The organism is Shewanella aestuarii, from assembly GCF_014647215.1.
GTDB classification, from domain to species: Bacteria; Pseudomonadota; Gammaproteobacteria; order Enterobacterales; family Shewanellaceae; genus Shewanella; species Shewanella aestuarii.
The window spans coordinates 113,221-138,457 of the sequence record NZ_BMOT01000008.1 but is presented as its reverse complement, the minus strand read 5'-3'; the positions used below and the strand labels follow the sequence as shown (position 1 = coordinate 138,457).

Sequence of the window (25,237 nt, the reverse complement as noted above, 5' to 3'; positions counted from 1 at the left end):
TTATTATTTCTATAAGAGTATGTTTCTTAGAAAAATTCCTGTTTATTACTTTCGAGCTTTAGCCACTAAAGAAGTGATAGTGCACTGGGTTAACAGCGGGCAAATCATCCTGCTGTTTATCAAACATGCCAATAAGTCTCACCCAATTAGCCCTGTATATTCGGCAGTCACTATGAGCGAGTTTAGGAGTGCTTGGGGTTACCAAGCAACACCATCGCTGACATTGCATTCTGCACTCAGAAGACGATTAGACGATTAGACGATTAGGCGATTGGGCGATTGGGCGATTGGGCGAATAATGCCGAAAAAGACACATCCCAGTATTGCCACATTTATTGGGTGACTGGAGTAACCAAAATGATTAAAAAAACCAGTATCTGCTGATACTGGTTTTTAAGCTCAAAACACTTTAATGCTAAACGATCATACCAATCTTTTTATAGACTAAATCAATGGTTTCTTGCGCACGTGCTTTAGCTTTATCAGCCCCTTGCTTCATCACTTTTTCAAGATAAGCCTCATCAGCACGATACTGCTTAAAACGCTCCTGCAACGGCTCAAGCATAGCCACAACCGCTTCGCCGGTAGCAACTTTCAAATGGCCATACATTTTGCCTTCAAACTCAGCCTCTAAACTTGCTATAGATTTACCTGTCGCACCTGACATTAAGCTTAATAAATTAGACACACCAGGCTTGTTATCAAAGTCAAAACGCACTACTGGCGGCTCATCGCTGTCGGTCATGGCTTTTTTCACTTTCTTAAGAATAGCTTTAGGCTCTTCAAGCAAACCAATAACGTTATTACGGTTATCGTCTGACTTTGACATCTTTTTCAAAGGGTCTTGCAACGACATGACTTTAGCGCCATGTTCAGGGATAAACGCTTGAGGCACAGTAAATGTGTCACCGTAGGCATTATTAAAACGTGTTGCTATATCACGTGTCAGCTCAAGGTGCTGCATTTGATCTTGTCCTACTGGCACAGATTGCGCTTGATATAACAAAATATCAGCTGCCATTAAGACCGGATAACCAAATAATCCCACGTTAATATTATTCGCGTGCTTTTGTGATTTATCTTTAAACTGAGTCATACGATTCAGTTCACCCATTTGGGTGTAACAGTTTAACGCCCAGCTTAATTGAGTATGTTGCGGTACATGTGATTGCACAAACACCGTGCTTTTATCTGGATCAACACCACAGGCTAAATACAGCGCTAAAGTATCAAGACAGGCTTCACGTAGTTTTGCTGGGTCTTGGCGAACAGTAATTGCATGCAAATCAACCACGCAGTAAATACAATCATGTGTGTCTTGCATTGCCACCCACTGGCGTAGCGCGCCCATATAATTACCTATGGTTAATTCGCCTGATGGCTGTGCTCCGCTGAAAACAATGGGTTTAGTCATGGGTTTTGTTGCTCCAATTACTGTATTTTAAAATTATTTAGAAAGTAATAACTGACCTATTTGGCCAAAGTCATCACACACTTCATTCGGTTCACTTAAACTAATATGCTCACCGTAGTTATAACCATAGGTTAAGCCGATAACGGCAACATTGGCAGATTGAGCCGCTAAGATATCATTCTTAGAGTCACCTATCATCAATAACTGTTGCGGTTTAATTTGCCATTGCTGTAGCAGATGATTTAACGGCAAAGGATCTGGCTTCATTTGGGCTAATGAATCACCGCCCAGGACATGGTCAAATAAATCTGTTAAACCAAAGGCTTCTAAAAGCGGAACGGTAAAGCGATAAGGCTTATTAGTGACAACCGCCAAACGATAACCAGCCTGTTTTAAGGCTGTTAATGTCGATAAAACATTAGGATATAAGCAGCTATGTTTTTCCAGAAACAAGCCATAGTGATGCATAAACTTAGGCATAGTCTCTGTTAATCGCGTTTCATCAACCTCATTTCCCAGTGCAAAGCTGAGTGCTCGGCGCATAAGCATCTTAGCGCCATTACCTACCCAGCCTCTTACCTGTTCTTCACTTGCTTGTGGCAATTCCAACTCAAGTAATGTTGCATTGGTCGCGGCAGCCAAATCCGGCACACTGTCAACTAAGGTGCCATCTAAGTCAAAGGCTATGGCACGTATTTGATCAAAATTTGTCATGGGTTTGGCCACTATCTACTGCTAATGAGGTTGACGTTATAGGTTATACTTTTGCTAACTCGCTGCGCATCTCGTCGATCACAGTTTTATAATCAGGTTGGCTAAAAATAGCTGAACCAGCAACAAACATGTCGGCACCTGCTGCGGCGATTTCAGCAATATTATCAACCTTTACACCACCATCGACTTCGAGACGAATATCATAGCCACTGGCATCAATGCGCTCACGCACCTGACGTAATTTATCCAAAGTTGAAGCAATAAATGACTGGCCACCAAACCCAGGGTTAACTGACATCAATAAAATGACATCTAATTTATCCATGACATGATCTAAATAATGCAGTGAAGTAGCAGGATTAAAGACCAAGCCAGCTTTACAACCAGACTCTTTAATTAACTGTAATGTACGATCAACATGCTCAGAAGCTTCAGGGTGGAAGGTGATAATCGATGCGCCAGCTTTAGCGAAATCGGGAATAATTCTATCTACTGGTTTTACCATTAAATGCACATCGATATCTGCAGTGATCCCATAATTACGCAGCGCCGTACAAACCATTGGACCAATAGTCAGGTTAGGCACGTAATGATTGTCCATTACGTCAAAATGCACAACATCAGCACCGGCATCGAGTACAGCTTTAACATCGTCACCTAAACGGGCAAAATCAGCAGATAAGATTGATGGAGCAATTAAATAGGGTTGCATCATAGTCTCGCAGCAAAAAGAGTGTGGCGGTAGTTTACCTTGTGGAACAGCTTGGCTCTAGTCAAACAATAAAAAAATGCCCAAGGGTATGGCTGAAGTTTGATTTTGAAAATAAATGAGCTATGGGTGTTCATAAACTATACTATTTTGATATAATCGGAAATGTTTTACGCCGTGTATAGTCAAATCAGTACATTTACTCTGAGTATTTATGGCTAACATATTGGTATATCAAATGTTGATGAAGATAAAACGAAAAGTATTCACTCAATTACTGACGTTATTACTGGAAAGGATCCCCAATATGGAACTGCGTCCAAATCGTTTATTGTCATACTTTAACACTAAGCCATTGCAAGCGATTGTGGCAACATTGACAACATCATCTTTGCTTATGTTAACCAGCTTTTCGTTTTCAACGGCTGGCGACACCTCATCAACTCAAGCCTGTGCCTGCGACGCAAATGTCAACTACAATAGCAGCTTACCTAGCAGTCACCCGAATAACCGCTGTGCCATTCAAGAAAATGATGTCAGTTGGAAAAATTGGATTACAGGTAACAGTCGCTCAAGTCAATTTCACTTTATCGATTTAATCGAGCTAATATATGGTCACAAAGATAAGCCTATTACAGATATGCCGACCTCAAAAAATCCTGAGCAAATTTAAGCTTGTCTATCTGGCGAATATTTAGCAGTACAGTAGCGGCATTTTTCGGAGTGCAAACAGATAAAAATCGCCAACGTGATTTTAAAACCACCTCGCCAGTTCCTTTCATCCTAATGGGAATATTGCTAACAATTGTTATGGTACTGACACTTGTGGCCATCGTTAATCAAGTTTTGAGTTAGCCCCTTGCGCTAATAAACCTCATCATCAAAATAATGGTGATCGTACAATGCCATTATTTCATCGACTTTATTTCGCGATGAACCTTTTTGACTGATATTTCGCTGAACCGCTATCGTAGCTAGTTTCGCCCCTCGATATAATTCTCGAGTCAATGGAATATCATGATTGCTGATCAGCACAGGGATATTGCGCTTATGGGCTGTATGTCGTGAATGCCGCGCTAATAATGCTTGGTCATCTAGGCTAAAACCAGGGCCAGCATACGTAGTAAAACTTGCGGTAGTCGATAATGGCGCATATGGTGGGTCACAATAAATCACATCACCATCTTTGGCCAAACCAAATGCTCCCTCATACCCTAAGCACTTAAAAATTGCTTTTTGGGCTTTTGCTGAGAAATAACGAATTTCAGCTTCTGGAAAATAAGGTTTCTTGTATGAGCCAAAAGGAACATTAAATCCCCCTTTACGGTTGTAACGGCATAAGCCATTAAAACCAAACCGATTTAAATATAAAAAATACACCGAGCGTGTAAACGGATCGCGACTTAGATTAAAATCCTCTCTTATTCGATAATAAGCTTCTTTATTATTCATTTCACCGACAAACAAGGCTTTCGCAGCTTTAATATAGTCATCAGGTCGCTGCTGAACTATTTGATAGAGATTGATTAAATCCTGATTAATATCGCACAACAAATATTCGTCATAATCTGTATTTAAAAAAACTGAGCCAGCACCTACAAAAGGTTCAACGAGTCGTTGCCCTTTAGGTAAATGTTTAGATAATTCTTCGACGAGTTTGAATTTACCACCCGCCCATTTTAGAAAGGCTCTATGTTTTTTTGTCATAAAGTGAGCTGCTTGCTATCAAAATTAAAGCTGATGATTGTACTCTGTTTACAGATGTTTATCATCGATTTTCCTGCTCAATCCTGTATTCACGCAGATCATTCCAATTTCTAAGCCAAGGCTCCCTTAAACCAAATTCAGCTTGCAGTCTATTTGCTTGTTCTTGAGCTTCCGCTATTGAGGCAAACTGGCCGAATAAAATAACGTAGCGACTTTTGTGACTGGCAAGAAAGACATCTTTTTCATTAACCAATTTAACGGAAATTGAACCTAATGATTGCTTATCGAGCACGCTCGCCAGTTGTAAAGTATAACCTTGGGGCCTGATGACCTCCGCCGCTTTTGACACAACATCACCGGTGACATCAGTGGGTTCAGGGTTATTGATTATGGTCGCTGATTTTGATGCTAATGCGGTCTTAGTATGCGGTTTAACCTCGATAGAAACAGCTGTTTTTTTGGGGTTTTGCTGCGCTTGATCATCAGTTTTGTCTAGTAAAAACTGTGATTGTGGTTCGAGATCCGTTATTGCACCCGAGTCTGCAACCTCTTCGACCAGTAAGAAACTCTTTTGCTTTATTGGCAAAGGCTCAATTAACAATTTAGCGTAATGAATCAAGAATCCATTAGCTTGGTTTCTTTGTAGTTGTTGTGTTGCCGTGAGTTGCTGATTAAGTAGCAAATCATTATTGGCTTTAAATAAAGGACTGTTGAGAACGGCATAGACTGTAATACCAAGTAAAAACAAGATTAGTGTGGCAATACTGGCTTTGATTGTCCCAGAGCTGATCCTTACCACCTTTTCAGGTTCTGTAATCGCAAGATTCAACAGCTCAACAACCTCTTCGGGCGTACCAGATTGTTTTTCAAGTTGCTGATGGATAATATTACGAGCGATATAAGGAGTAGCACCACTTCTTAATAACAAGCTTTGATATAAACCATCTCTTTCTGCTGTAGGTAAAGGGTCAATGGTGATGGGTAATAGAATTTGCTGCATATCTTGAGATAATTCAGCCATGACTTTAGTTAAGTATTCTGAATCGATCGCCATAGTCACGGCAATATTGGCACCTGCACAGCGCATTTGAGATAACAGGATACATTCAGCCCATAAAGATTTCGGCAATAGATGCGCATCATCAATAATAATATGTAGCGGCTTAGTAAGGGTGGTTTGGATACGCATAACGGTATCCATAAGCGGCATTTCATCATCAAATATTGGCGATGAAATTAATTGAACCAAAATTTTTCGGCGTATTTCGGCAGAGTCTGCGTGTAAAGGGCACAAAACTAAAGCAGAGTTGTGGTCATCTAACTCGCTCGCAAGAGCCAAACTTAGAGTGGATTTACCAGACCCCTTTCTGCCACATAACAACAACAGCTGACCACTGTAACTGGCAGTGTGCTGTAAACGCTGTACAAGTTCTTCTTGAGTTGGAAGTAGTAATAATGCTGAAGTCAAAGATCCACCACACGTCCTTTATGCGCGGCTGATCACCTGTTCAAGTAAATCTTCACTAACATCACTGAACACGTCTGCCTGACCTAAAGCGGTAGGTAAAATCAATCTAATCTTACCCGCCAATACTTTCTTGTCGCGCCGCATATGCTTAATAAAACTATCAAAATCCATTGAGCTAGGTGCTTCAATAGGTAAATCAAAAGCTAAAAACAAGTCTCTAATTCGACAAACAATTGACTCATCGATCAAATTTAATTTATGTGCTGTTTGTGCAGCAAGAATTGTGCCTGCTGCAACGGCATCGCCATGTAGCCATGTACCATAGCCCATTTCAGCTTCAATTGCATGGCCAAATGTATGACCTAGATTGAGTAACGCACGCACTCCGCGCTCTGTTTCATCCTGATTAACGACATCAGCTTTAATCTGGCAACATTTAGCAATTGTATAAGCTAAAGCTTGCGTATCGAGCGCTTTTAACGACTCAACATTTTGCTCTAACCAAACAAAAAAATCGCTATCCCAAATAATACCGTACTTGATAACTTCCGCCATGCCTGCTGCAAATTCATTTGCAGGTAATGTCTTTAGGCATTCAGTATCAATAATCACACTTTGAGGCTGATAAAATGCCCCAATCATGTTTTTACCCAATGGGTGATTTACAGCAGTTTTGCCACCTACAGATGAATCTACTTGAGAGAGTAAAGTGGTTGGAACCTGCACAAAATCCACACCACGCTGATAACATGCAGCAGCAAAACCGGTCATATCACCGATAACACCACCACCCAGCGCGACTAACACTGAGTCTCGGGCGAAATTGTGTTCCAATAACGCTGAAAAAATAACATCTAAATATTCAAGAGTTTTATATTTTTCACCATCTGGAAGAATTACTTTTTTAATTGACGCACAAGACACCATTGCCTTTTCCAATGTCGCTAAGTACAAAGGGGCAATAGTGTCATTGCTAACGATGAGTACATTCTTGTTTGCAAGGTAGCGATTAAATATCTCGCTTTCATGCATCAAATTCTGGCCTATATAAATGGGGTAACTTCTATCACCTAAATCAACCTGAATTTGTTGCATTGTTTTACCTAAAAACCGAGTTGCTCAATTATTTGATTTGCGACAATTTTCGCACTTTGTTCGTCTGTTTTAACGATGACATCGGCAATCTCTTCGTACAAAGGATTACGCGATTCTGCTAAGTTCTCAAGAACTTCGCGTGGGTCATCAACTTGCAGTAATGGACGACGTTTATCACGTTGCGTACGGGCAACTTGCTTGTCGATAGTCGTCTCTAAATACACCACGATGCCGCGAGCAGAAAGATAGTTGCGAATATCTTTGCTCTGAACTGAACCGCCGCCTGTTGCTAGTACAATGCCCTGCCTTTCTGAAAGATCGGCAATAACCTGTGCTTCACGACGACGGAAACCTTCTTCACCTTCAACATCAAACACCCAAGCGATATCAGCGCCTGTTCTTTGTTCGATCTCATGATCAGAATCGTGGAATTCTAAATGCAGCATTTGAGCCAAATGACGGCCAATTGTGCTTTTACCTGCGCCCATAGGGCCTACTAGAAAAATATTACGTTTTTCAGCCATTTCGTATACGTCTGAATCTTATATAAAAGAATGCCTGATCGACTAAAGAGACAGCCGACCGCTTAAAATATTACCTTGCTCTATTGAGACTTGACGGAGGATTATCTCAGTTTAGGGCCATTGCTGGCAAGTGATGCAGGCAATTTATAACAATTTTATTAAATAAAAGTGTTATAAATAAGGCCAAAAACAAAGGCCAGCTTGATTTAGCTGGCCTTTATTAATTTATTATTGATTATAACTTTTCAGAAATAATCTTCGGTGTCACGAAAATCAGTAACTCTTGACGCTCATTTCTGTCTGTCGTGTTTCTAAATAAGAAACCAACCAGAGGAATATCACCCAAAACTGGCACTTTACTGACTCGACTTATTAAGTTTTGCTGATAGATACCACCCAATACTATGGTTTCACCATTATCAACCAACACTTGAGTGCCTATACGCTGAGTATCAATGGATACCGCTTCACCAGTTGGTGTTTGCACCGTTTTACCTTGAGAATCTTGGGTGATTTCGAGGTCGAGTATCACGCGATTGTCAGGCGTAATTTGCGGTGTCACACGAAGTGATAAGACTGCTTTTTTAAAGCTCACTGAAGTTGCTCCGCTTGATGCCGATTCCACATAAGGAATTTCAACACCCTGCTCAATATAAGCTGCTTTTTGGTTTGACGTAGTGATGCGTGGGCTCGCGATGATTTCGCCTTTATTCTCTTGCTCAAGCGCACTTAATTCAAGATCTAACACTGTACCATCAGCTAATTTTGCAACATGAAAAGCAATGCTGGTTGGATTAGAAACCGCTGCGGGTAAATTTACATTTAAACGGTCATCTAAGCCTGGAATAATACCGCCGGCAATACTTCCTGCGCCTTCAAGCGAGCCTGAAGTTCCTTTAGTGCCCTGTTGATCGGTAATACCCCAACGGATACCTAGATCCTCAGATACATCGTCTTTCACTGTTACCATACGTGATTCGATCAGTACCTGCTTGATTGGAATATCTAACACTTCGATGAGTCGATGAATGCTTTCTAATATCTCAGCCGTGTCTTTAACCAATAAAGTATTAGTACGCTCATCAACAGCAACAGTACCGCGACTTGATAGCAAACTTGAATCTGTTCCTTTTAATAATTCTGCTATGTCTAATGCCTTAGCATAATTAATTTGCAAGAACTCAGAATATAAAGGCGCCAACTCTTTTACTTCTTGTTTATTTTTCAGATCATTACTTTCACGGATTGCCAATTCTTCACTAGGGGCAACCATTAAAATATTACCTTCAATACGCTTATCAAGACCTTTGGTTTGTAGAATTAAATCTAAAGCTTGGTCCCAAGGCACGTCATCTAAACGTAGCGTAATATCGCCTTCAACCGTGTCACTAGTGACTAAATTAAAATTATTATAATCTGCAATAATCTGTAATACGGTTCGAACTGAAATTTTTTGAAAGTTTAACGATAAAGAACGGCCGTTGTACTTTTTATCTTCTTTGGCAACTGACACGCGTTCAATTTTATCAATATTTACTTTAAATACATTACCATCTTGTTGATAGTTGTATTCATAATTGCCATTTACGTCCACTAGGATTCTTGAGGTTAAATCTTCTTTGAATGTTTCAAAACTACTTACTGGCGTAGCAAAATCCTGTACATCCATAACATACAGTAAATCAGAACCTATATTAGTGTTGTAAAGTTTGATTTCTAATTTTGCACCAACCTGTTCCACATTCGCAGCTACTGAACGATTATTTAAATTAAATAATAACTCACCACCACCTTTAGCATTGCGACGAAAGTCGATACTATTAACCGCATTAACAAATGGATTATCCGCACTTGAAGGACTCGATATTGCATCATTAATAGTTAAACGATAGGTGTTGCCTTCAATTTTGCCTTGGTAAGGCTTTACATCGTTCAAGGCCACGACGATTGATAAATTATTATCTTGTTGTTGAGCTGAAAGAGATTTTACACCAACACTATCAATTGGCACGTTATCCTTCGGCAGGTTAGATGTTGCTTCATCAAAATTTAAAATAATTTCAGCAGGATCAGCCGATAAGTCTACAGTTGGAGACATGACAGCAGATTCAAACACGAGTTCTAATTCTAATTGATGATCGACAACAGAATGATATTTCACATCTAATAGACGATTGGCAGCAACTGCGCTTGGAATCGCGCACATTATTAATACAACCCCTAAAAGGGTTTTAATTGTTGATGTATTCGTCATTGATTTTCTCATCGCGGCAGAAGATTTCATTATTCCCTCATCCTTCGCATGGTTACTTGCCTGATAATTCTAAGTTGCTAGGGCGTTCTGCCCAACAACCTGAACCGTCAGGAATTAATTCTATAATTTCGATGTATTGGGGCGTTACATTTGAAATGCGACCATGATAAAGCCCTAAATACTCACCTACACCCATACGATAAACATTAGTATCTGCTGATTCGATTAATGCCCAAATTTCATCGTCTTCACTTAATGTCCCACGCATCCTTAGATTATCTAACGCATAAGTCTCTAAGCGCCCTTTACGTCTTTTTAAATCAGGCTGTAAACAGTCTTTTGACGTATCGATTACTTCTTCAGTTAACTCTCTTGATGGCGGAATAAATGGGCTGCGCATCAACTCAGCTTGGTAAATAAAGTGCTCAAATTTTGGTGTTTCTTTTAGCGGCGGTATGCGGGCAACATGCTGTGCTTTAGTTGTTGTAACAAACAGCTCTAAATCACTATGGTCGCCGATACAGCCTGTTAATATCAAACTAACACTAACACCAATCAATGCGGGTAAGAATTTCATTTATTTCTTCCCCTTAGCAATATCTTTTGGTAACTCAGCACCTTCTTTAAAGCGATAAGTCTTGGCTAATATCGCCATCGACAAACCACCGCCTTCTTTGTGGGTGATAGTAAAATCATGCAAACTCACAATACGTGGGAGTTTTGCAACGCCACTGACCATATTACCTATTTGATGATAATCACCTTCAACATTTAATCGAATTGGAAATTCAATATAAAAGTCGCGCTCAATTTCATCTTCCCAATCTAAGCTATTTATTCTTAAACCTGAATCCGTGGCAACAAAGGTAATATCATCTAATAAACCAGGCATCTCATTTTCTGAGGGAAGCATTTTAAGCAACTCTGCAAATTGTGCTTCCATGATAACTAATTGTTCACGGTATAACTTTAGATTAGCAGCTAATTGATATTTAGTTTCAAAATCCGCTTTTAATTCGATTTCTTTTTTCTGTTCAGATTCCATTACAACTATAGTATCGGCAATAAATAAATAATAACTGGCACCGATAACACATAAAGATAAGAATCCAGCAAACACTAGCTTGACTAATTTAGGCCAGCCGCCAATGTTCTCAAAATCAATATCATTAAATTGGTCTAAATCAAGATTCATTTTTTCGCTCCTTGCTGCATATCAAGGGCTGTATTACCAAATTCATCAGTAATTGATACTCTTAATTTAAAGCGTTGTAGCTGACGTAAATCTTCATTTTGAGAAATGATTGATTGCATACTTGGATCTGTTAAATACATTGAAGTTTTAACTTTCCTCATCATATTGGCAACGTTATTGTTTGATTCGCTGCGCCCCTCAATCCAAAGAATACTGCCTTTTTTCTCAATATTAGATAAATAAATCCCTGGAGGAACAATTCTTACCAACTCGTCTAAAACATGTGTCGGCAAGTTCCTTGATTGCTGAAGTCCTAAAATAATTTCAGTACGACGTTCAATATCTTTTTTACGCTCAGTTATTTTTTTGATTTCGGCAATTTGCGCATCTAATAGACTGATTTCAGATTGCAAATAACGATTACGTTGACGTTGATCATCGGTCACTAGTTCAAGATAACTGATAAACAGGTATACCAATAGTGACGTCACCAAAAATACTAAGGCAAGAATACCTATAAAATCACGCTTTTGTTTTTCCCGTGCCTCTTCACGCCACGGAAGTAAGTTTATGTTCGCCATTGAGCGTAACTCCTCAGCGCCAAGCCACTTGCTACCATGAACTTGTTAATTGACGGTTGTAGTTGGGATTTAATTGCTTCATCTGCATGCAAACAACCTTGAAACGGGTCGGCAACGATTGCATGTACACCAAGCTCATTGGTTAATACTTTGGTCATGCCTTCTAACTTACCCGTACCACCACATAGCACAACGTAATCGACTTTTTCACGACCACTGGCGGTACAATAAATTTGTAAAGTTCGTTTAATTTGCTGCAACAATTGGGTTTGGAATGGTGACAAGACTTCAAACATATAATTTCTGGGTAAATTATTTGTCACCTTGGCTAATTCTGCTTCTGCGTATGGCATGCCATAAAAAGACAGTATAGATTGGGTAAATAACTCACCACCGAATGCCTGCTCTCGAATAAAGGTAGTTTCACCTTTTTCAACAACAGCAAACGTGGTGATATTGGCACCAATGTCTACCATGGCAATAATTTTATCTTTGGCACCATCGGGTAATTGGCCATAAATTAGATCTGCAGATCGCCCAAGTGCATAGCCTTCAACATCAACCACTTTAACATCAAGCTCTACAGCATCTAGTGCATCAACTCGGGCGTCAATATTCTCAGTACGGCAGGCACTTAACAATACATCCACTTTTGAAGGGTCAGTCACATTGGGACTTAACGTCTCAAAGTCAATACTCACTTCATCAAGGGAATAAGGAATAAGGTTGTCGGCTTCGATTTCGATTTGAGCTTCCATTTCTTCTTCATTTAATGAAGCGTCCATGTAAATGACTTTCGTCATCACCGCGGAACCAGAAACAGCAACAGCCGCAAACTTCACCCCTTTGGGCAAAGAACGCTTAAGTTGTTTCAAGGATTCTAATACGGCTTCAGAATCTCGAATATCATGATCAGTAACAGCGCCCTTCTTAATAGGCACTGTCGCGTAATTTTGAATTTTATATCCATCAGCAGTCTTACTGAGCAATATGGCTTTGACTTCATGGGAACCAATATCGACACCCACCATTTGCGGAGCTTGACGCTTCCATAATTTAGAAAGCATATTCCGTCATCAATTCTATTATTGTTTTAAAAAGATAGTAGCACAAAATCATCTCGTTACACTTATTTGTATAAAATGTTTCTAAATTTTACAAATACTATTTTCAGTTTACACGTTTTTACTTCACCAAAATGCTTGTGGCTTATATACTATTGGCCCTAATTTAAGATTTTGGAATACATGTGTGAAGTGGTTTAAAAGATTACTAATTGCCTTCTTTAGTTTAGCTTTACTCGGTGTGGGTGCCATTGCTGCGGCTTATTTTTATGTATTACCCGACTTACCCGATGTTAACTCACTTAAAACTGTCCAATTACAAACCCCACTACGAATATACAGTAGTGATGGCAAACTAATTTCGCAATTTGGCGAGAAACGCCGTATCCCTGTTGAATATCATGATGTGCCTCAACAATTAATTAATGCTGTACTTGATACTGAAGATGCGCGTTTTTTTGAGCATAAAGGTATCGATCCGATTGGTATTATACGTGCCGCAACAATTTTAATTACAACAGGTAAAAAAAGCCAAGGTGCGAGTACCATTACCCAGCAGGTTGCCCGAGGATTCTTTTTATCAAATGAAAAAACTTATATTCGGAAAATTAAAGAAATATTTTTGGCATTAAAAATTGAAAAGGCGCTAAACAAACAAGAGATTCTCACTCTTTATTTAAACCGATCATTTTTAGGGAACCGTGCTTATGGGGTTGGCGCTGCGGCACAAGTTTACTATGGTAAAAACTTAAACGAGCTGACATTGCCTGAAATGGCAATGATTGCAGGCTTACCGCAAGCACCTTCTGCGGCCAACCCAATTCGTAATCCAGCAAGAGCAATGGCACGTCGCAATTGGGTGTTAAGTCGTATGCTGGAAAAAAATAACATTACCCAAGCCCAGTACCAAGAAGCGATTGATACTCCTGTTTCAGCAAAATACCACGGTGCGGAAATTGATTTATATGCGCCGTATATTTCTGAAATGGCGCGCGACTATATGATCCAGAAGTATGGAGAAGAAGCGGCTTATACTAATGGATATAACGTATACACGACCATTTCGTCTGAATTGCAATTAATGGCACAAGACGCTTTGCGTGATAACGTATTTGCTTATGATCAACGCCATGGTTATCGCGGTCCGATTTCTCAGTTGTGGACAGAAACGCCTTTAGCCCATGAAACAATTATTGAGTTACTGAAAAAAACTGAACCTATGCAAGGTATTGTGCCTGCAGCAGTAATGAATATCACAGAAAAACAAGCAACTGTTCTACTTGCCAATGGCCAAGAAATAGCTATCGATTGGGCAGGGCTGAAATGGGCGCGTAAGTTTATCAGTGATAAACGCCAAAGCGTTCCACCAAAAAACGCTAGCGATATTTTGCAAGTGGGCCAACAAGTCTACGTGCGCAATAATGGTGAGTTCTGGCAATTATCGCAAATACCTGAAGTATCCAGTGCCACCGTTAGTCTTGACCCATTCGATGGCGCGATTCGCACTCTCGTCGGTGGATTTAGTTTTAGCCAAAGCCAATTTAACCGAGTGACTCAAGCTAAACGTCAATTGGGTTCAAATATCAAACCGTTTATATACGCTACGACATTAGAACAAGATTGGACACTGGCCACCTTGATCAACAATGCGCCGATTAATAAACCGGATACTCGTCAAGGAACGGCTTGGCGCCCAAAAAACTCACCTGATATTTATGGCGGTCCAACTCGTTTACGTGTCGGTTTAGCGCAATCAATTAACGTCATGTCTGTAAGGGCAATGCGTCATGCTGGGCTGCAAAATACTATCGATGAGTTAGTAAAATTTGGTTTTGATGCCAAAGACTTACCACGCAACGAATCATTAGCACTCGGCTCACCTTCCGTGACACCCTTACAAGTCGCCACTGCGTTTAACGTTTTTGCCAATGGTGGTTATTTAGTCGAGCCTTATTTCGTTGATCACGTAACGGATGCTTATGACAATATCATTGAGCAAGCTTCACCAACCTTAGCCTGTTCACCACCGCCTAGCGCCACTGTCAACTCATTGAATCTACAACCCGTTGATGAGGCTGAAAACGATCCATTTGCGGCGATGAACAATGAATTAATCGCTGAAAATAGCGATAATGAGTTAGTGTGTCAGCGTGAAAATGGTCGTTATGCTAATCAAATCATATCCGAGCAAACCGCATTTTTAATCACTGAGTCACTAAAAAGTGTTATTTGGGGTGGTGGGGATTGGAGCAAAGGAACGGGCTGGAATGGTACGGCTTGGCGCGCATCAAAATTGATAAAACGCCACGATATAGCTGGTAAAACGGGGACAACTAACGAATCTCGCGATACTTGGTTTAGTGGCTTCAACCCAACATTAACTGCCACTTTCTGGGTTGGTTTTGATGATCACGGTCGTCAACTTGGCCGTGCGAGCTGGATGGCAAACGGTGCTCCGGATCAAATTTCAGGTGCTGAGGCGGGTGCGAAAACCGCCGGGCCTGGGTGGAATGACTTTATGAATAAAGCGTTAAAAGGCACACCGGAACTCTCTGCTGAGCCACCAAAGGGCATTGTGTCTGTTCGTATTGATCTCGAAACCGGTAAGCTCACCCGTAAAACCGACCATACTACTGCTTTCGAGTATTTCGTTGAGGGAACTGAACCTAAAGAATATGCCGCCGAAGCACAGGAATCCGGTGAGATATTTATTGATAATGTTGCGGAAGATCTGTTCCAATAATGTCGATAAAATATAGTGTCAATTGACTAAAAAGGCCGCCTTAACTGAAAACGTAAGGCGGCCTTTTTATGTTAGCTAAACCTATAAAAATAAGCGCTGATGTAATTCAGTTAGCGAAGACACTTGGTAATGAGGTTGAATATCCCCATCATTTTCTAGGCCATTTGCATTTAACCAGCAGGTATCAACTCCAGCATTGATACCACCTAAAATATCCGATTGCAGAGTATCACCTACCATTAATACTTGGTTTTTTTTCGGCTGCCCCATTCTTTCAAATGCATGCTCAAATATGGCTTTATCAGGTTTGGCTTTACCTACTTGCTCAGAAATAATGACCTGAGAAAAAGCACTATCCATACCCGTTTTTTGTAAGCGAGCCTGCTGCAATTGCGTAAAACCATTGGTAATAATACCCAGATTAACTTTCCCCACTAAGGCGTCAATTAACACTTTCGCCCCAGGTAATGGCTCACAAATATCCGCCATTGCCATTAAAAAATCATGGTTAAGTTGTTCTGGCTTTACCGCTAACTTGCCTCCCCACTCTACAAACCTTTGAGTTTGTAATGTGTGCGCATTAATCGTTCCATTTTGGTACTCAACCCAAAGAGGTTTATTCACTTTTTGATAATGGTCAAAATCAGACTGGTTGAATGCAATGTTATATTTTGAAAATAATAACTTGAGTCCAGCAAATGCATCAAAATGAAACAAGGTTTCATCAGCATCGAATAAAATCCACTGGTATTTGGAAATATGCATTATTTGTTCTCAAGCTGGTTGAGTCGATTAATTTATCGACTCAGAATAGGTGATTTTGATTTTTAACTCGCACTATTCAAACAGTGGCTTTAATTGTGATTCTTGCGCTAACAAGCTTTTAAAAATCGTCAGTTGGTTGGCAGCTCTATCAAGATTATGATGTGGTTTATGAATAGTAAAATACACATCGCCATTGATATGATCAGCTAAAAAACGGCTCCCCAACATTAATGCCATCACTTTAATGCCTAACCATAAACTGCGTTTTTCTATTGGGGTGATAATACCTTCAAGGGCATGAATATAGCTTTCACTGGCCGCGGCAATAATTTCCGGTCTAGCAATGACTTTCTCTAAAGCTGTGGAGTCTTCTTCTTCAGGAGAACAAAAAGCGCGCACCATATCGCCAAAATCATACATTAAATAACCTTTCATACAGGTATCCAAATCAATGATAGCCATACTAGACATGTCGCGCTTATCAAACAGCATATTGTTTATTTTGGTATCGTTATGACAAACCCTAAGTGGCAATAATGACTCAATACGTTTTAGCTCTTCAAACAAGCTGGTTTGGCTAAAAACTAAATCAACCCATTGTTGGCATCCTGCAACTCGCTGACATTTATCATCGGCCACAGCTTGTTTTAATTGACTTAACCTAAAGGGCAAATTTAAAAAGTCACTGATCACATCTTTAATACAATTTGGGCTGAGTGAGCTCAATGCTGCGGCAAAATGCCCAAAAGCGCCCGCTGCCATTTTTGCTTGCTCAGTATTATTGACCACCTCTATGGTATGACTATTAGGTAAATAGGTAATAGCTCGCCAAAAACCAAGCGACTTCAAATCTACCCCGTAACGATTGTCTTGAGTATTTACCGGTTTAACAACCTGCAATGTATAACGGTGTGCATCTTGCTGTTGCTGAAGGTGCTCACTAATATAAAGGGCATTTTGAATCAACTCTTGAGGCTGGGTAAATACTTCTGTATTGATTTTTTGCAATACAAATTCACCGGCAGGCCAACGCACTAAATATGTTTGATTGATATGTCCATTTCCAAGCGCTGAGATAGTGACTTTATCTAAACCAATACCATAATGAGGCAACACTTGCTGCCTAATAAAATCACTCACTCACACACTCCATTTCATATTGTCGCTAAATCTTTTTAACGATGTTGCTTTAATTAGTCGGTAAATAATCTGCAAATACTTGATGCTGCATCAAGGTCGCTTGACTGCCTTTTAGGCTGAAGTCATAGCCGCAAAGTTTAAAACTACCACGCATTGCAATGTGATTAATAATAGATTTGTTATCTAAAGGTGAAAAACGCGCTTCAGTGGCGTCATCGCTCAATAAATCTACAGTAATAGGGCGATATTGGCTGCCATCGTTAAAGATTAATTCACTACAAGCTTTATCCCCCTTAGCGGTATCAAGTCGCCATATATTTTGCGCCGAGCCTGTATCACCCAACCAGCGAAGAATAAAAATGTCATTTTGCATCACAATCCAAAAACCATCAGGCAATTTTGCTGAGACACGATCAACATGAAGCTCTTTTGGCGACTCAGAGATTGCAACATCATCATGGGTATCACTGCCACCACTGGTTAGGCTTACCAAACCCCAAACAATAAGCCCAGATATCAATAGCACAGCAGTAATCTTTGCCGCCCAAAGTAGTGGCACATGATGTTCTTTGGCTCGATTAAGCCAAGACTTAAGCAGTTCGGTTACTGAACCTGTATCTAGCGCATCATGGTCGACATCAAAACGATGCGATGCTTGCCACGACTTGCCAAACCTTGGTGCAGCTGTGTTATTAGGGTCGGTCAGCAAAGGATCACGACTTACATTCGGCTCATTTTCATCTGCTCCACCAAACACAGGCATCTTTATCTCGGAACGTACATTTTCAAGGCTACTTTTAGGCGCATCACTTGCTGATCTAGCACTATCATGTACCGATTGGCCGAACACTTGTGGTTCATAACGTTTTCTTGCACGGCCTAATATCGCCTGTGGCTGAGATTTTACGCCAAAATACCCTTCAACATACTTAGCCTGTGGATCTTTGGCAGGAAAAAAACTAATAAATACGCTGCAAGCCAAACCGAGCAAACCGATGCCACTGATCACGCCCAATGGCCAAAACCAATAGCAGCTCAGTCCAAACAGTAAATGAGGCAATAGTGGCACTAAAACCCAGTACAATGGTTTAGCCGCATCAATTAAACGTCGAGCCGTCGACAACCCCATCACAACACAGCTTAGCAATGTGACAAATAGAATCAGCACACTTTGCGGAAAAATCAGACTGACTAATGGCAAAATGCCAAAACTTGCTAATGTAATTGCCATAAAACGGAAAGCATTGTCGCGACCCTGATAGCACCAAAGCGTGTTTAACTGCATTAAAAAATCCTTGAATCGTGAGCCAGGCGACTCTTTTGAGCCACTGCACGCATTTTAATATGAATCACTCAAAAAAGAGAGTGCTGATTACAATCTCTGTTCGTGGGCATTTTATGGCTATGTTGCCCGTTTCTGTTGAGTTATAATGTTAAGCTTTGTTAACCCTATTATGAGCACAGCAGCACTATGAGTATTCGTGGCAATCTTTTTATCGTGTCAGCCCCCAGTGGCGCAGGAAAGTCTTCTTTGATATCAGCACTGTTAAAAGATAAACCCTGTGATATGCAAGTTTCTGTCTCTCATACCACACGTCAACCGCGCCCGGGTGAAGTTAACGGTCAACATTATCATTTTGTCAGCGTTGAAGAGTTCAAAGCATTAATTGCCGCTAATGCTTTTTTTGAATGGGCTGAAGTATTTGGTAATTATTACGGCACATCACGTACTGTTATCGAACAAACCTTAGCCAAAGGCATAGATGTTTTTTTAGATATAGATTGGCAAGGTGGAGAGCAAGTTAAAAAACTGATGCCTGAAGCCGTTGGGATATTTATTTTACCACCATCAAAATCAGAATTAGCGCGCCGTTTAACTGGCCGCGGACAAGATAGTCAAGAAGTCATTGATAGCCGTATGGCCCAAGCGGTCTCAGAAATGTCTCATTACACCCAATACGATTTTGTCATTGTGAATGACGATTTCGATACTGCATTAGTTGATTTACAAGCGATCATTCGTAGCCAACGATTAACCTGTGCTAGTCAGAGCTATACACACAATGGTATGCTTGTCGATCTATTGGCAAACTAATTGTCTTAGTGTACAATTTTGCGTCATTTTTTCCCCATAGATAACACTGGAGTTTCAACACATGGCTCGCGTAACTGTAGAAGACGCTGTAAATAAAATCGGCAACCGTTTTGATATGATTTTGGTTGCGGCGCGTCGTGCACGCCAAATCGCCGTGCAGGGTAAAGACCCTATGGTTGAAGAGATGAATGATAAACCAACGGTTATCGCTTTACGCGAAATCGAATTAGGTTTAGTCACCTCTAATACTTTAGACGCTGATGAGCGTCAAACTGTCCGTGAGCGCGAAGCTGCTGAAATAGCTGCTGTAGCTGCCATTGCAGAAGGTCGTGTAATTTAAGGAGTAGCGCCACTTGTATCTGTTTGAAGGTCTCAAGGAGTCGGCTTCCGCTTATTTAGAGGCGGAGCAAGTAGAATTACTCAAGCAGGCCTATTTGGTTGCGCGAGATGCCCATGAAGGGCAAATGCGCACAAGTGGCGAGCCTTACATCACCCATCCGGTTGCGGTTGCTCGCATCCTTGCAGACATGCGTCTTGATTATGAGACGTTAATGGCTGCTTTACTTCATGACACCATCGAAGATACTCCGGTCACAAAAGAAGAACTCGCAGAGTTGTTTGGCGCTGATGTGGCAGAATTAGTCGAGGGTGTTTCTAAGCTAGATAAAATCAAATTTCGTGATAAGAAAGAAGCACAAGCTGAAAACTTTCGCAAAATGATGATGGCAATGACGCAAGATATCCGCGTTATTCTTATCAAACTGGCTGACCGTACCCACAACATGCGCACCTTGGGGGCACTCCGCCCTGACAAGCGTCGCCGTATTGCCCGCGAAACGCTGGAAATCTACGCACCAATCGCCAATCGACTTGGTATTCACAATATCAAAATTGAATTGGAAGATTTGGGCTTTCAAGCTTATTACCCGATGCGATATCGGGTGATTAAAGAAGTGGTAAAATCCGCTCGTGGCAATCGCAAAGAATTAATCAATAGCATCGAAGCTGCTATTGAAACTCGCCTAGAAGATGCTGGTATTCCAGCAAAAGTAAAAGGTCGAGAAAAAAACCTCTACTCCATTTACCGCAAAATGCACAACAAAGAGCTGCAATTTGAAGAAGTAATGGATATATACGCTTTTAGGGTCATTGTTGATACGATCGACACCTGTTACCGCGTTTTAGGGGGGATGCACGGATTATATAAGCCTCATCCGGGTCGTTTTAAAGATTATATTGCAATTCCTAAAGCTAATGGTTATCAATCATTACACACATCACTATTTGGCCCTCACGCTGTGCCTGTTGAAGTGCAAATTCGCACTGAAGAAATGGACCAAATGGCTGACAAAGGGGTTGCTGCACATTGGATGTATAAAAACAACACCGATGCCTCACAGCAGAGTACCACTCAAGTCAGAGCTCGAAAATGGATGCAAAGTTTGCTGGAACTACAGCAAAGTGCGTCAAGCTCATTTGAATTCGTCGAAAACGTCAAAACAGAACTTTTCCCTGACGAGATTTATGTCTTTACCCCTGAAGGGCGTATTTTAGAATTACCCGTCAATGCCACCGCTGTTGATTTCGCTTATGAAGTACACACAGATGTAGGCAATACCTGTGTTGGCGCTCGCGTTAATCGCCAAGCTTATCCGTTAAGTCAGCCATTAATTTCTGGTCAAACGGTCGAGATTATTACCGCCAAAGGCGCTCGACCCAATGCTGCTTGGCTCAACTTTGTGGTAACAGGTAAAGCGCGCGGCAAAATTAGACAGGTACTGAAAAGCTTAAAAGGCGATAACGCCATTGCGTTAGGTCGCCGCTTACTTAACCATGCGTTGGGTGAAACTAAAATTGAACAGATCCCTGTTGATCTGATCGATAAAGTCATTAAAGAAACTAAACATAAAAATTTAGATTCATTATTGGCAGATATTGGTTTGGGTAATGCCATGAGTATTGTCATTGCGCAGCGTTTGATGGGGCAAAAATTAGAATCTGCATCCAAAGATGGCAACGCCATGCCAATTCGTGGCGCTGAGGGCATGCTAGTAACCTATGCTAATTGTTGCCGACCTATCCCTGGAGACGCAGTAGTAGCCCATGTCAGCCCAGGAAAAGGCTTAGTGGTTCACATGGAAAGCTGCGCCAATATTCGTGGTTATCAGGGTGAGCCTGACAAGTATATTCCTGTGCATTGGGATAATGCTGAAGGGGTTGAGTACCATGCAAACCTGCGGGTTGAAATTGTTAACCATCAAGGTGCATTAGCCAAAATCACCTCAATTATTGCCTCTGCGGGTTCAAATATTCATAATTTAAGCACCGAAGAGCGTGATGGCCGCGTCTACCAGATTAATTTACGTATATCGGTAAAAGACAGGGTACATTTAGCCAATGTGATGCGTCGTATTCGTGTGCTTCCTGAAGTTCTACGCACATCGCGTAACCGATAACCTTTTACAATCATAATAATCAACAAGAGACATTATCATGGCAGAAAAAATCATCATCGCGACCGATAAAGCGCCACAGGCGATTGGCACATATTCACAGGCCGTTAAGGTCGGCAGTACCGTTTATCTTTCAGGTCAAATCCCATTAGATCCAGTTACAATGACAATGGTAAGCGATGAGTTTTCTGCTCAAGTTGTGCAGGTGTTTGAAAATTTAACTGCCGTTTGTGCAGCGGCTGGCGGCAACATGAGTGACATAGTTAAGTTAAATATCTTCTTAACCGACTTATCGCATTTTGCTACAGTGAACGACATTATGAGCCGTTACTTCCAACAACCTTATCCAGCACGTGCGGCCATTGGCGTAAAAGAACTGCCAAAGGGGTCGTTGGTTGAAATGGATGGAATAATGGAACTATAAGCTTGATACTCAAGCGAGTCCATATCCCAAAATAGAGGGCGCTTAAGCGCCCTTTTTGTTTTCTCAACATGAACATTTATTATGAGTCCAGAACGCTACGCCCGCATTAATCAAATGCTAGATAACCGCCAAACGGATCTAACCCTCTGCTTAGATACTGTGCATAAAACCCAAAATATTGCCGCTGTAATTCGTACCGCTGATGCTGTTGGTATCCATCAAATTCATGCGGTTTGGCCCGATGCCGACATGCGTGTTTCAGGTAATACGGCATCAGGAAGTCAACAGTGGGTCAAAACCATTCAATACAACTGCATGAGCGAAGCGGCTAAAGCGTTTAATTCTCAAGGTATGCAAGTACTGGCTACCAATTTTTCCGCTAAAGCTATCGACTTTAGAGACATTGATTACACCAAGCCCACGGTAGTTATCATGGGTAACGAGCGCGATGGTGTCAGTGATGCAGGCCTTGCCATTGCCAGTCAACATATCATTATTCCAATGCTCGGAATGGTGCAATCGTTAAATGTATCCGTGGCGTCGGCATTGATTATGTATGAAGCTCAACGTCAACGTGAGCAAGCCGGCATGTATGGCTCGCGTCAGTTAGATGAAGCTTATTGCCAAAAAATGTTATTTGAACAAGGTCACCCTATTTATGCCAAAGCCTGTCGACGTAAAAATATTCCATACCCTAGCATTGATGAACAAGGGCAAATAGCTGCCGATGCAACTTGGTGGCAACGCATGCGTGAACCCGATCCAAATGCTGAAGAAGCTTAACTGAAAATCAGCTTATTGTAGGCTAACTACCTAAACTCAAACAAAGTGGCTGACGCCTAATCTGCGCCATGCCACTGACACGAGAGAATAACGCCACCCCTTCCAACAATTACCACACACAGCCTCAACAGCCTTCACCCACTTATTCAACCCTCCACCAACAAGCTTGATAAATAATCCAAATTCTGCACAAATATCATCCACTTTTAAGCTGGTCAGAGCTTGTTATTTACTGATAACGTTTAGTATCAAAGCAACGTAAACCATTTGCGCCGGCTCAAAAAACTCGCCATACTGGTTCAAACGCATGTTTGAACTAATCTTAATTAATAACAAAAATCAGAGAATAGCCCTATGGATAATGCAAAGAAAACCCCCGTTGAGATGCTTGCGCATTGGGTTAATACACATGGTGATAAAGTTTATCTACGCCAACCGATTAATGGTAAATATGTCGATTTCACTTGGCGCGAAGTTCAGCAAAAAATGCAGCAGATTGCTGGCGCACTGCGCCATTTAGGTATAGAGCCTGGTGACAAAGTGGCCGTATTATCTAAAAATTGTGCCGAATGGTTTATTACCGATCTTGCCTTAATGCATGGCGGTTATATCAGTGTACCTATTTACCCAACAGCCAATGCCGATACTATTCGCTATGTATTAGAGCACAGCGGCACCAAAGCCATTTTTATCGGTAAGTTAGATTATTGGGCTGATCAAGAACCTGGTGTCGGTGGAGATATTTTACGCTTGGCGATGCCTTACGACACTATGCCAGCACAATATCAATGGGAGCAGTTGTTATCTTTGGGACAACCCCTTGTTGAAGTAGAATATCCAGCAATTGATGCCACAATGACGCTCATTTATACCTCAGGTTCAACTGGTAAACCTAAAGGTGCAATTCATACGTTTGCAAATTACAGCTGGACCTGTGGTGCTGTAGTGCGTGATTTGCAAACCAATACTGCCGACAGATTATTATCTTATCTGCCTTTAGCTCATATTACCGAACGAATTGCGATGGAAGGATCATCATTTTACTCAGGCTCAACCGTAGCATTCGTGGAAAGCCTTGATAGTTTCGTCACAGATGTACAACGTTGCCGTCCGACCGTTTTCTTCTCTGTGCCACGTTTATGGACCTTATTCCAGCTGAACATTATCAATAAAATTGGTGAGAATAAGCTGAACTTCCTCCTGAAAGTTCCCATTATCAGTAGCATTGTTAAACGCAAAATTCAAAAAGGCTTAGGCTTAGAGCATTGCCGTTTATTAGGTTCAGGATCTGCACCTATTCCGCCAACACTTTTGAAGTGGTACCACGACATTGGCATGAATATCTGTGAAGCATGGGGAATGACAGAGAATTGTGCTTACTCGATTATTAACTTCCCGTTCAACCCCAATAAAATTGGCAGCGTGGGTCGTGCAATTGAAGGTTGCCAGGTTCGCCGAACAGAACAAGGCGAGTTAATGGTAAAAAGCCCAGGTCTGATGAAAGGATATTATCTGCAAGAAGAAGCCACTGCCGCGGCATTTGATGAAGATGGTTTTTTCTACACTGGCGATTTATGCGAAATTGACAGTGATGGCTATATTGATATCACAGGTCGCGTCAAAGACAACTTTAAAACTTCAAAGGGTAAATATGTTGCCCCAGTGCCAATTGAACGTAAACTTGCACAAGACTCGCATGTCGAATTAATTTGTGTAATAGGTTCAGGTTTACCGCACCCTGTTGCATTAGTGCAATTATCTGAAGGTGCAAATAGGCAACCTCGTGAAGAAGTGCGCACTTCATTAAAAGCCACCTTAGACAGCATCAACCCTAACCTCGAGTCCCATGAACATGTCGATGCGATTGTGGTAGTGACAGAACCTTGGACAATTGAAAATGATGCCCTAACGCCTACATTGAAAATTAAACGTCATGTATTAGAAAAAGCGTTTAGTGCCAAAGTTGAGGGTGTTCGTGGTGCTAAAGTGCGTTGGGAAGATGAGCTATAATTTGATGAATTAAAATTCATCTGGTAGATAAAAAAATACACGCTCAATGCGTGTATTTTTTTGACATATTCTGTCAACATATGTCGACGAAAACTGTCG

25 protein-coding genes are annotated in these 25,237 nt (G+C 41.1%); 10 read left to right on the top strand and 15 right to left on the bottom strand.

Translation table 11 applies throughout. The features are described from left to right. Nucleotides 1–19: 19 nt before the first annotated feature. Complete coding sequence (locus IEY03_RS12865; protein WP_188842312.1) at nucleotides 20–259, top strand: hypothetical protein; 240 nt, start codon at nucleotides 20–22, stop codon at nucleotides 257–259. 156 nt (nucleotides 260–415) lie between these two features. On the opposite strand, the gene trpS is transcribed toward IEY03_RS12865, so the two are convergent. Genes trpS through rpe form a run of 3 tightly spaced genes read right to left on the bottom strand, consistent with a single transcriptional unit; the run spans nucleotide 416 to nucleotide 2,840 of the window. Next, nucleotides 416–1,414 carry a tryptophan--tRNA ligase gene (gene trpS / locus IEY03_RS12860; protein ID WP_188842310.1) on the bottom strand — a complete coding sequence of 333 codons (999 nt, stop codon included), beginning with the start codon at nucleotides 1,412–1,414 and terminating at the stop codon, nucleotides 416–418. A 33-nt stretch (nucleotides 1,415–1,447) separates the two neighbouring features. After that, on the bottom strand, nucleotides 1,448–2,128 hold the full coding sequence (locus IEY03_RS12855; RefSeq protein ID WP_188842308.1) for a phosphoglycolate phosphatase: 681 nt from the start codon (nucleotides 2,126–2,128) through the stop codon (nucleotides 1,448–1,450). A 43-nt stretch (nucleotides 2,129–2,171) separates the two neighbouring features. Continuing rightward, nucleotides 2,172–2,840: a ribulose-phosphate 3-epimerase gene (rpe, locus tag IEY03_RS12850; protein ID WP_188842431.1), complete on the bottom strand. Its 669-nt coding sequence runs from the start codon at nucleotides 2,838–2,840 to the stop codon at nucleotides 2,172–2,174. A gap of 211 nt (nucleotides 2,841–3,051) precedes the next feature. On the opposite strand from rpe, the gene IEY03_RS12845 reads away from it, so the two are divergent. Together IEY03_RS12845 and IEY03_RS12840 are read left to right on the top strand one after the other, a co-directional pair. Further along, nucleotides 3,052–3,510, top strand: coding sequence for a hypothetical protein (locus tag IEY03_RS12845; protein WP_308424620.1), 459 nt, complete (start codon nucleotides 3,052–3,054; stop codon nucleotides 3,508–3,510). A 2-nt stretch (nucleotides 3,511–3,512) separates the two neighbouring features. After that, the gene (locus IEY03_RS12840; protein ID WP_188842306.1) at nucleotides 3,513–3,692 is read left to right on the top strand and encodes a DUF2970 domain-containing protein; all 180 of its coding nucleotides are present in this window, start codon (nucleotides 3,513–3,515) and stop codon (nucleotides 3,690–3,692) included. A gap of 9 nt (nucleotides 3,693–3,701) precedes the next feature. On the opposite strand, the gene IEY03_RS12835 is transcribed toward IEY03_RS12840, so the two are convergent. From IEY03_RS12835 to IEY03_RS12795, 9 genes are all read right to left on the bottom strand, one after another. Continuing rightward, nucleotides 3,702–4,544 (bottom strand): Dam family site-specific DNA-(adenine-N6)-methyltransferase, encoded by an 843-nt coding sequence (locus IEY03_RS12835; RefSeq protein ID WP_188842304.1) that lies wholly within the window; start codon nucleotides 4,542–4,544, stop codon nucleotides 3,702–3,704. Between the two features lie 61 nt (nucleotides 4,545–4,605). Beyond that, the gene (locus tag IEY03_RS12830; RefSeq protein WP_188842302.1) at nucleotides 4,606–6,012 is read right to left on the bottom strand and encodes an AAA family ATPase; all 1,407 of its coding nucleotides are present in this window, start codon (nucleotides 6,010–6,012) and stop codon (nucleotides 4,606–4,608) included. Nucleotides 6,013–6,030: 18 nt separating this feature from the next. Continuing rightward, the gene (aroB, locus tag IEY03_RS12825) at nucleotides 6,031–7,107 is read right to left on the bottom strand and encodes a 3-dehydroquinate synthase (protein WP_188842300.1); all 1,077 of its coding nucleotides are present in this window, start codon (nucleotides 7,105–7,107) and stop codon (nucleotides 6,031–6,033) included. An 8-nt stretch (nucleotides 7,108–7,115) separates the two neighbouring features. Continuing rightward, on the bottom strand, nucleotides 7,116–7,631 hold the full coding sequence (gene aroK, locus IEY03_RS12820; protein WP_188842299.1) for a shikimate kinase AroK: 516 nt from the start codon (nucleotides 7,629–7,631) through the stop codon (nucleotides 7,116–7,118). Between the two features lie 235 nt (nucleotides 7,632–7,866). Beyond that, nucleotides 7,867–9,915: a type IV pilus secretin PilQ gene (locus IEY03_RS12815; protein ID WP_188842296.1), complete on the bottom strand. Its 2,049-nt coding sequence runs from the start codon at nucleotides 9,913–9,915 to the stop codon at nucleotides 7,867–7,869. 22 nt (nucleotides 9,916–9,937) lie between these two features. Further along, entirely contained in the window at nucleotides 9,938–10,462 is a 525-nt protein-coding gene (locus IEY03_RS12810) for a pilus assembly protein PilP (RefSeq protein ID WP_188842294.1), read from the bottom strand. Then, nucleotides 10,463–11,080 (bottom strand): type IV pilus inner membrane component PilO, encoded by a 618-nt coding sequence (locus tag IEY03_RS12805; protein WP_188842292.1) that lies wholly within the window; start codon nucleotides 11,078–11,080, stop codon nucleotides 10,463–10,465. It lies immediately after the preceding gene. Next, the gene (locus IEY03_RS12800; protein WP_188842290.1) at nucleotides 11,077–11,661 is read right to left on the bottom strand and encodes a PilN domain-containing protein; all 585 of its coding nucleotides are present in this window, start codon (nucleotides 11,659–11,661) and stop codon (nucleotides 11,077–11,079) included. Before IEY03_RS12800 ends, IEY03_RS12805 begins: the two co-directional genes overlap by 4 nt. Beyond that, nucleotides 11,649–12,728 carry a pilus assembly protein PilM gene (locus IEY03_RS12795; protein WP_188842288.1) on the bottom strand — a complete coding sequence of 360 codons (1,080 nt, stop codon included), beginning with the start codon at nucleotides 12,726–12,728 and terminating at the stop codon, nucleotides 11,649–11,651. Before IEY03_RS12795 ends, IEY03_RS12800 begins: the two co-directional genes overlap by 13 nt. 184 nt (nucleotides 12,729–12,912) lie before the next feature. Here IEY03_RS12795 and IEY03_RS12790 point away from each other — a divergent pair, with 184 nt between their 5' ends. Then, on the top strand, nucleotides 12,913–15,468 hold the full coding sequence (locus IEY03_RS12790) for a penicillin-binding protein 1A (RefSeq protein WP_188842286.1): 2,556 nt from the start codon (nucleotides 12,913–12,915) through the stop codon (nucleotides 15,466–15,468). 81 nt (nucleotides 15,469–15,549) lie between these two features. Here IEY03_RS12790 and yjjG read toward each other — a convergent pair whose 3' ends face one another. The 3 genes from yjjG to IEY03_RS12775 form a co-directional block, all read right to left on the bottom strand. After that, nucleotides 15,550–16,233, bottom strand: a complete 684-nt coding sequence (gene yjjG, locus IEY03_RS12785) for a pyrimidine 5'-nucleotidase (RefSeq protein ID WP_188842284.1) — start codon at nucleotides 16,231–16,233, stop codon at nucleotides 15,550–15,552. Between the two features lie 72 nt (nucleotides 16,234–16,305). Further along, nucleotides 16,306–17,373: an aminoglycoside phosphotransferase family protein gene (locus IEY03_RS12780; protein ID WP_188842282.1), complete on the bottom strand. Its 1,068-nt coding sequence runs from the start codon at nucleotides 17,371–17,373 to the stop codon at nucleotides 16,306–16,308. A 49-nt stretch (nucleotides 17,374–17,422) separates the two neighbouring features. Further along, nucleotides 17,423–18,658 (bottom strand): hypothetical protein, encoded by a 1,236-nt coding sequence (locus IEY03_RS12775; RefSeq protein WP_188842280.1) that lies wholly within the window; start codon nucleotides 18,656–18,658, stop codon nucleotides 17,423–17,425. Nucleotides 18,659–18,844: 186 nt separating this feature from the next. On the opposite strand from IEY03_RS12775, the gene gmk reads away from it, so the two are divergent. The 6 genes from gmk (at nucleotide 18,845) to IEY03_RS12745 (ending at nucleotide 25,138) form a co-directional block, all read left to right on the top strand. Further along, nucleotides 18,845–19,468 (top strand): guanylate kinase, encoded by a 624-nt coding sequence (gene gmk / locus IEY03_RS12770; RefSeq protein WP_188842278.1) that lies wholly within the window; start codon nucleotides 18,845–18,847, stop codon nucleotides 19,466–19,468. A gap of 61 nt (nucleotides 19,469–19,529) precedes the next feature. Further along, complete coding sequence (rpoZ, locus tag IEY03_RS12765) at nucleotides 19,530–19,808, top strand: DNA-directed RNA polymerase subunit omega (protein WP_188735731.1); 279 nt, start codon at nucleotides 19,530–19,532, stop codon at nucleotides 19,806–19,808. A gap of 13 nt (nucleotides 19,809–19,821) precedes the next feature. Next, entirely contained in the window at nucleotides 19,822–21,924 is a 2,103-nt protein-coding gene (gene spoT / locus IEY03_RS12760; protein WP_188842276.1) for a bifunctional GTP diphosphokinase/guanosine-3',5'-bis pyrophosphate 3'-pyrophosphohydrolase, read from the top strand. A 37-nt stretch (nucleotides 21,925–21,961) separates the two neighbouring features. After that, nucleotides 21,962–22,345 (top strand): deaminase RidA, encoded by a 384-nt coding sequence (gene ridA / locus IEY03_RS12755; protein WP_188842274.1) that lies wholly within the window; start codon nucleotides 21,962–21,964, stop codon nucleotides 22,343–22,345. A gap of 81 nt (nucleotides 22,346–22,426) precedes the next feature. Continuing rightward, on the top strand, nucleotides 22,427–23,128 hold the full coding sequence (gene trmH, locus IEY03_RS12750) for a tRNA (guanosine(18)-2'-O)-methyltransferase TrmH (RefSeq protein WP_188842272.1): 702 nt from the start codon (nucleotides 22,427–22,429) through the stop codon (nucleotides 23,126–23,128). A gap of 354 nt (nucleotides 23,129–23,482) precedes the next feature. Continuing rightward, entirely contained in the window at nucleotides 23,483–25,138 is a 1,656-nt protein-coding gene (locus IEY03_RS12745) for an AMP-binding protein (RefSeq protein ID WP_188842270.1), read from the top strand. The last annotated feature ends 99 nt before the right edge of the window (nucleotides 25,139–25,237 follow it).

Excerpts from the sequence above, each read along its gene's own strand:
- IEY03_RS12865 (WP_188842312.1), top strand. The coding sequence starts at position 20 with ATGTTTCTTAGAAAAATTCCTGTTTATTACTTTCGAGCTTTAGCCACT.
- trpS (WP_188842310.1), bottom strand. The coding sequence starts at position 1,414 with ATGACTAAACCCATTGTTTTCAGCGGAGCACAGCCATCAGGCGAATTA.
- IEY03_RS12855 (WP_188842308.1), bottom strand. The coding sequence starts at position 2,128 with ATGACAAATTTTGATCAAATACGTGCCATAGCCTTTGACTTAGATGGC.
- rpe (WP_188842431.1), bottom strand. The coding sequence starts at position 2,840 with ATGCAACCCTATTTAATTGCTCCATCAATCTTATCTGCTGATTTTGCC.
- IEY03_RS12845 (WP_308424620.1), top strand. The coding sequence starts at position 3,052 with ATGGCTAACATATTGGTATATCAAATGTTGATGAAGATAAAACGAAAA.
- IEY03_RS12835 (WP_188842304.1), bottom strand. The coding sequence starts at position 4,544 with ATGACAAAAAAACATAGAGCCTTTCTAAAATGGGCGGGTGGTAAATTC.
- aroB (WP_188842300.1), bottom strand. The coding sequence starts at position 7,107 with ATGCAACAAATTCAGGTTGATTTAGGTGATAGAAGTTACCCCATTTAT.
- aroK (WP_188842299.1), bottom strand. The coding sequence starts at position 7,631 with ATGGCTGAAAAACGTAATATTTTTCTAGTAGGCCCTATGGGCGCAGGT.
- IEY03_RS12815 (WP_188842296.1), bottom strand. The coding sequence starts at position 9,915 with ATGAAATCTTCTGCCGCGATGAGAAAATCAATGACGAATACATCAACA.
- IEY03_RS12810 (WP_188842294.1), bottom strand. The coding sequence starts at position 10,462 with ATGAAATTCTTACCCGCATTGATTGGTGTTAGTGTTAGTTTGATATTA.
- IEY03_RS12805 (WP_188842292.1), bottom strand. The coding sequence starts at position 11,080 with ATGAATCTTGATTTAGACCAATTTAATGATATTGATTTTGAGAACATT.
- IEY03_RS12800 (WP_188842290.1), bottom strand. The coding sequence starts at position 11,661 with ATGGCGAACATAAACTTACTTCCGTGGCGTGAAGAGGCACGGGAAAAA.
- IEY03_RS12795 (WP_188842288.1), bottom strand. The coding sequence starts at position 12,728 with ATGCTTTCTAAATTATGGAAGCGTCAAGCTCCGCAAATGGTGGGTGTC.
- yjjG (WP_188842284.1), bottom strand. The coding sequence starts at position 16,233 with ATGCATATTTCCAAATACCAGTGGATTTTATTCGATGCTGATGAAACC.
- IEY03_RS12775 (WP_188842280.1), bottom strand. The coding sequence starts at position 18,658 with ATGCAGTTAAACACGCTTTGGTGCTATCAGGGTCGCGACAATGCTTTC.
- gmk (WP_188842278.1), top strand. The coding sequence starts at position 18,845 with ATGAGTATTCGTGGCAATCTTTTTATCGTGTCAGCCCCCAGTGGCGCA.
- rpoZ (WP_188735731.1), top strand. The coding sequence starts at position 19,530 with ATGGCTCGCGTAACTGTAGAAGACGCTGTAAATAAAATCGGCAACCGT.
- ridA (WP_188842274.1), top strand. The coding sequence starts at position 21,962 with ATGGCAGAAAAAATCATCATCGCGACCGATAAAGCGCCACAGGCGATT.
- trmH (WP_188842272.1), top strand. The coding sequence starts at position 22,427 with ATGAGTCCAGAACGCTACGCCCGCATTAATCAAATGCTAGATAACCGC.
- IEY03_RS12745 (WP_188842270.1), top strand. The coding sequence starts at position 23,483 with ATGGATAATGCAAAGAAAACCCCCGTTGAGATGCTTGCGCATTGGGTT.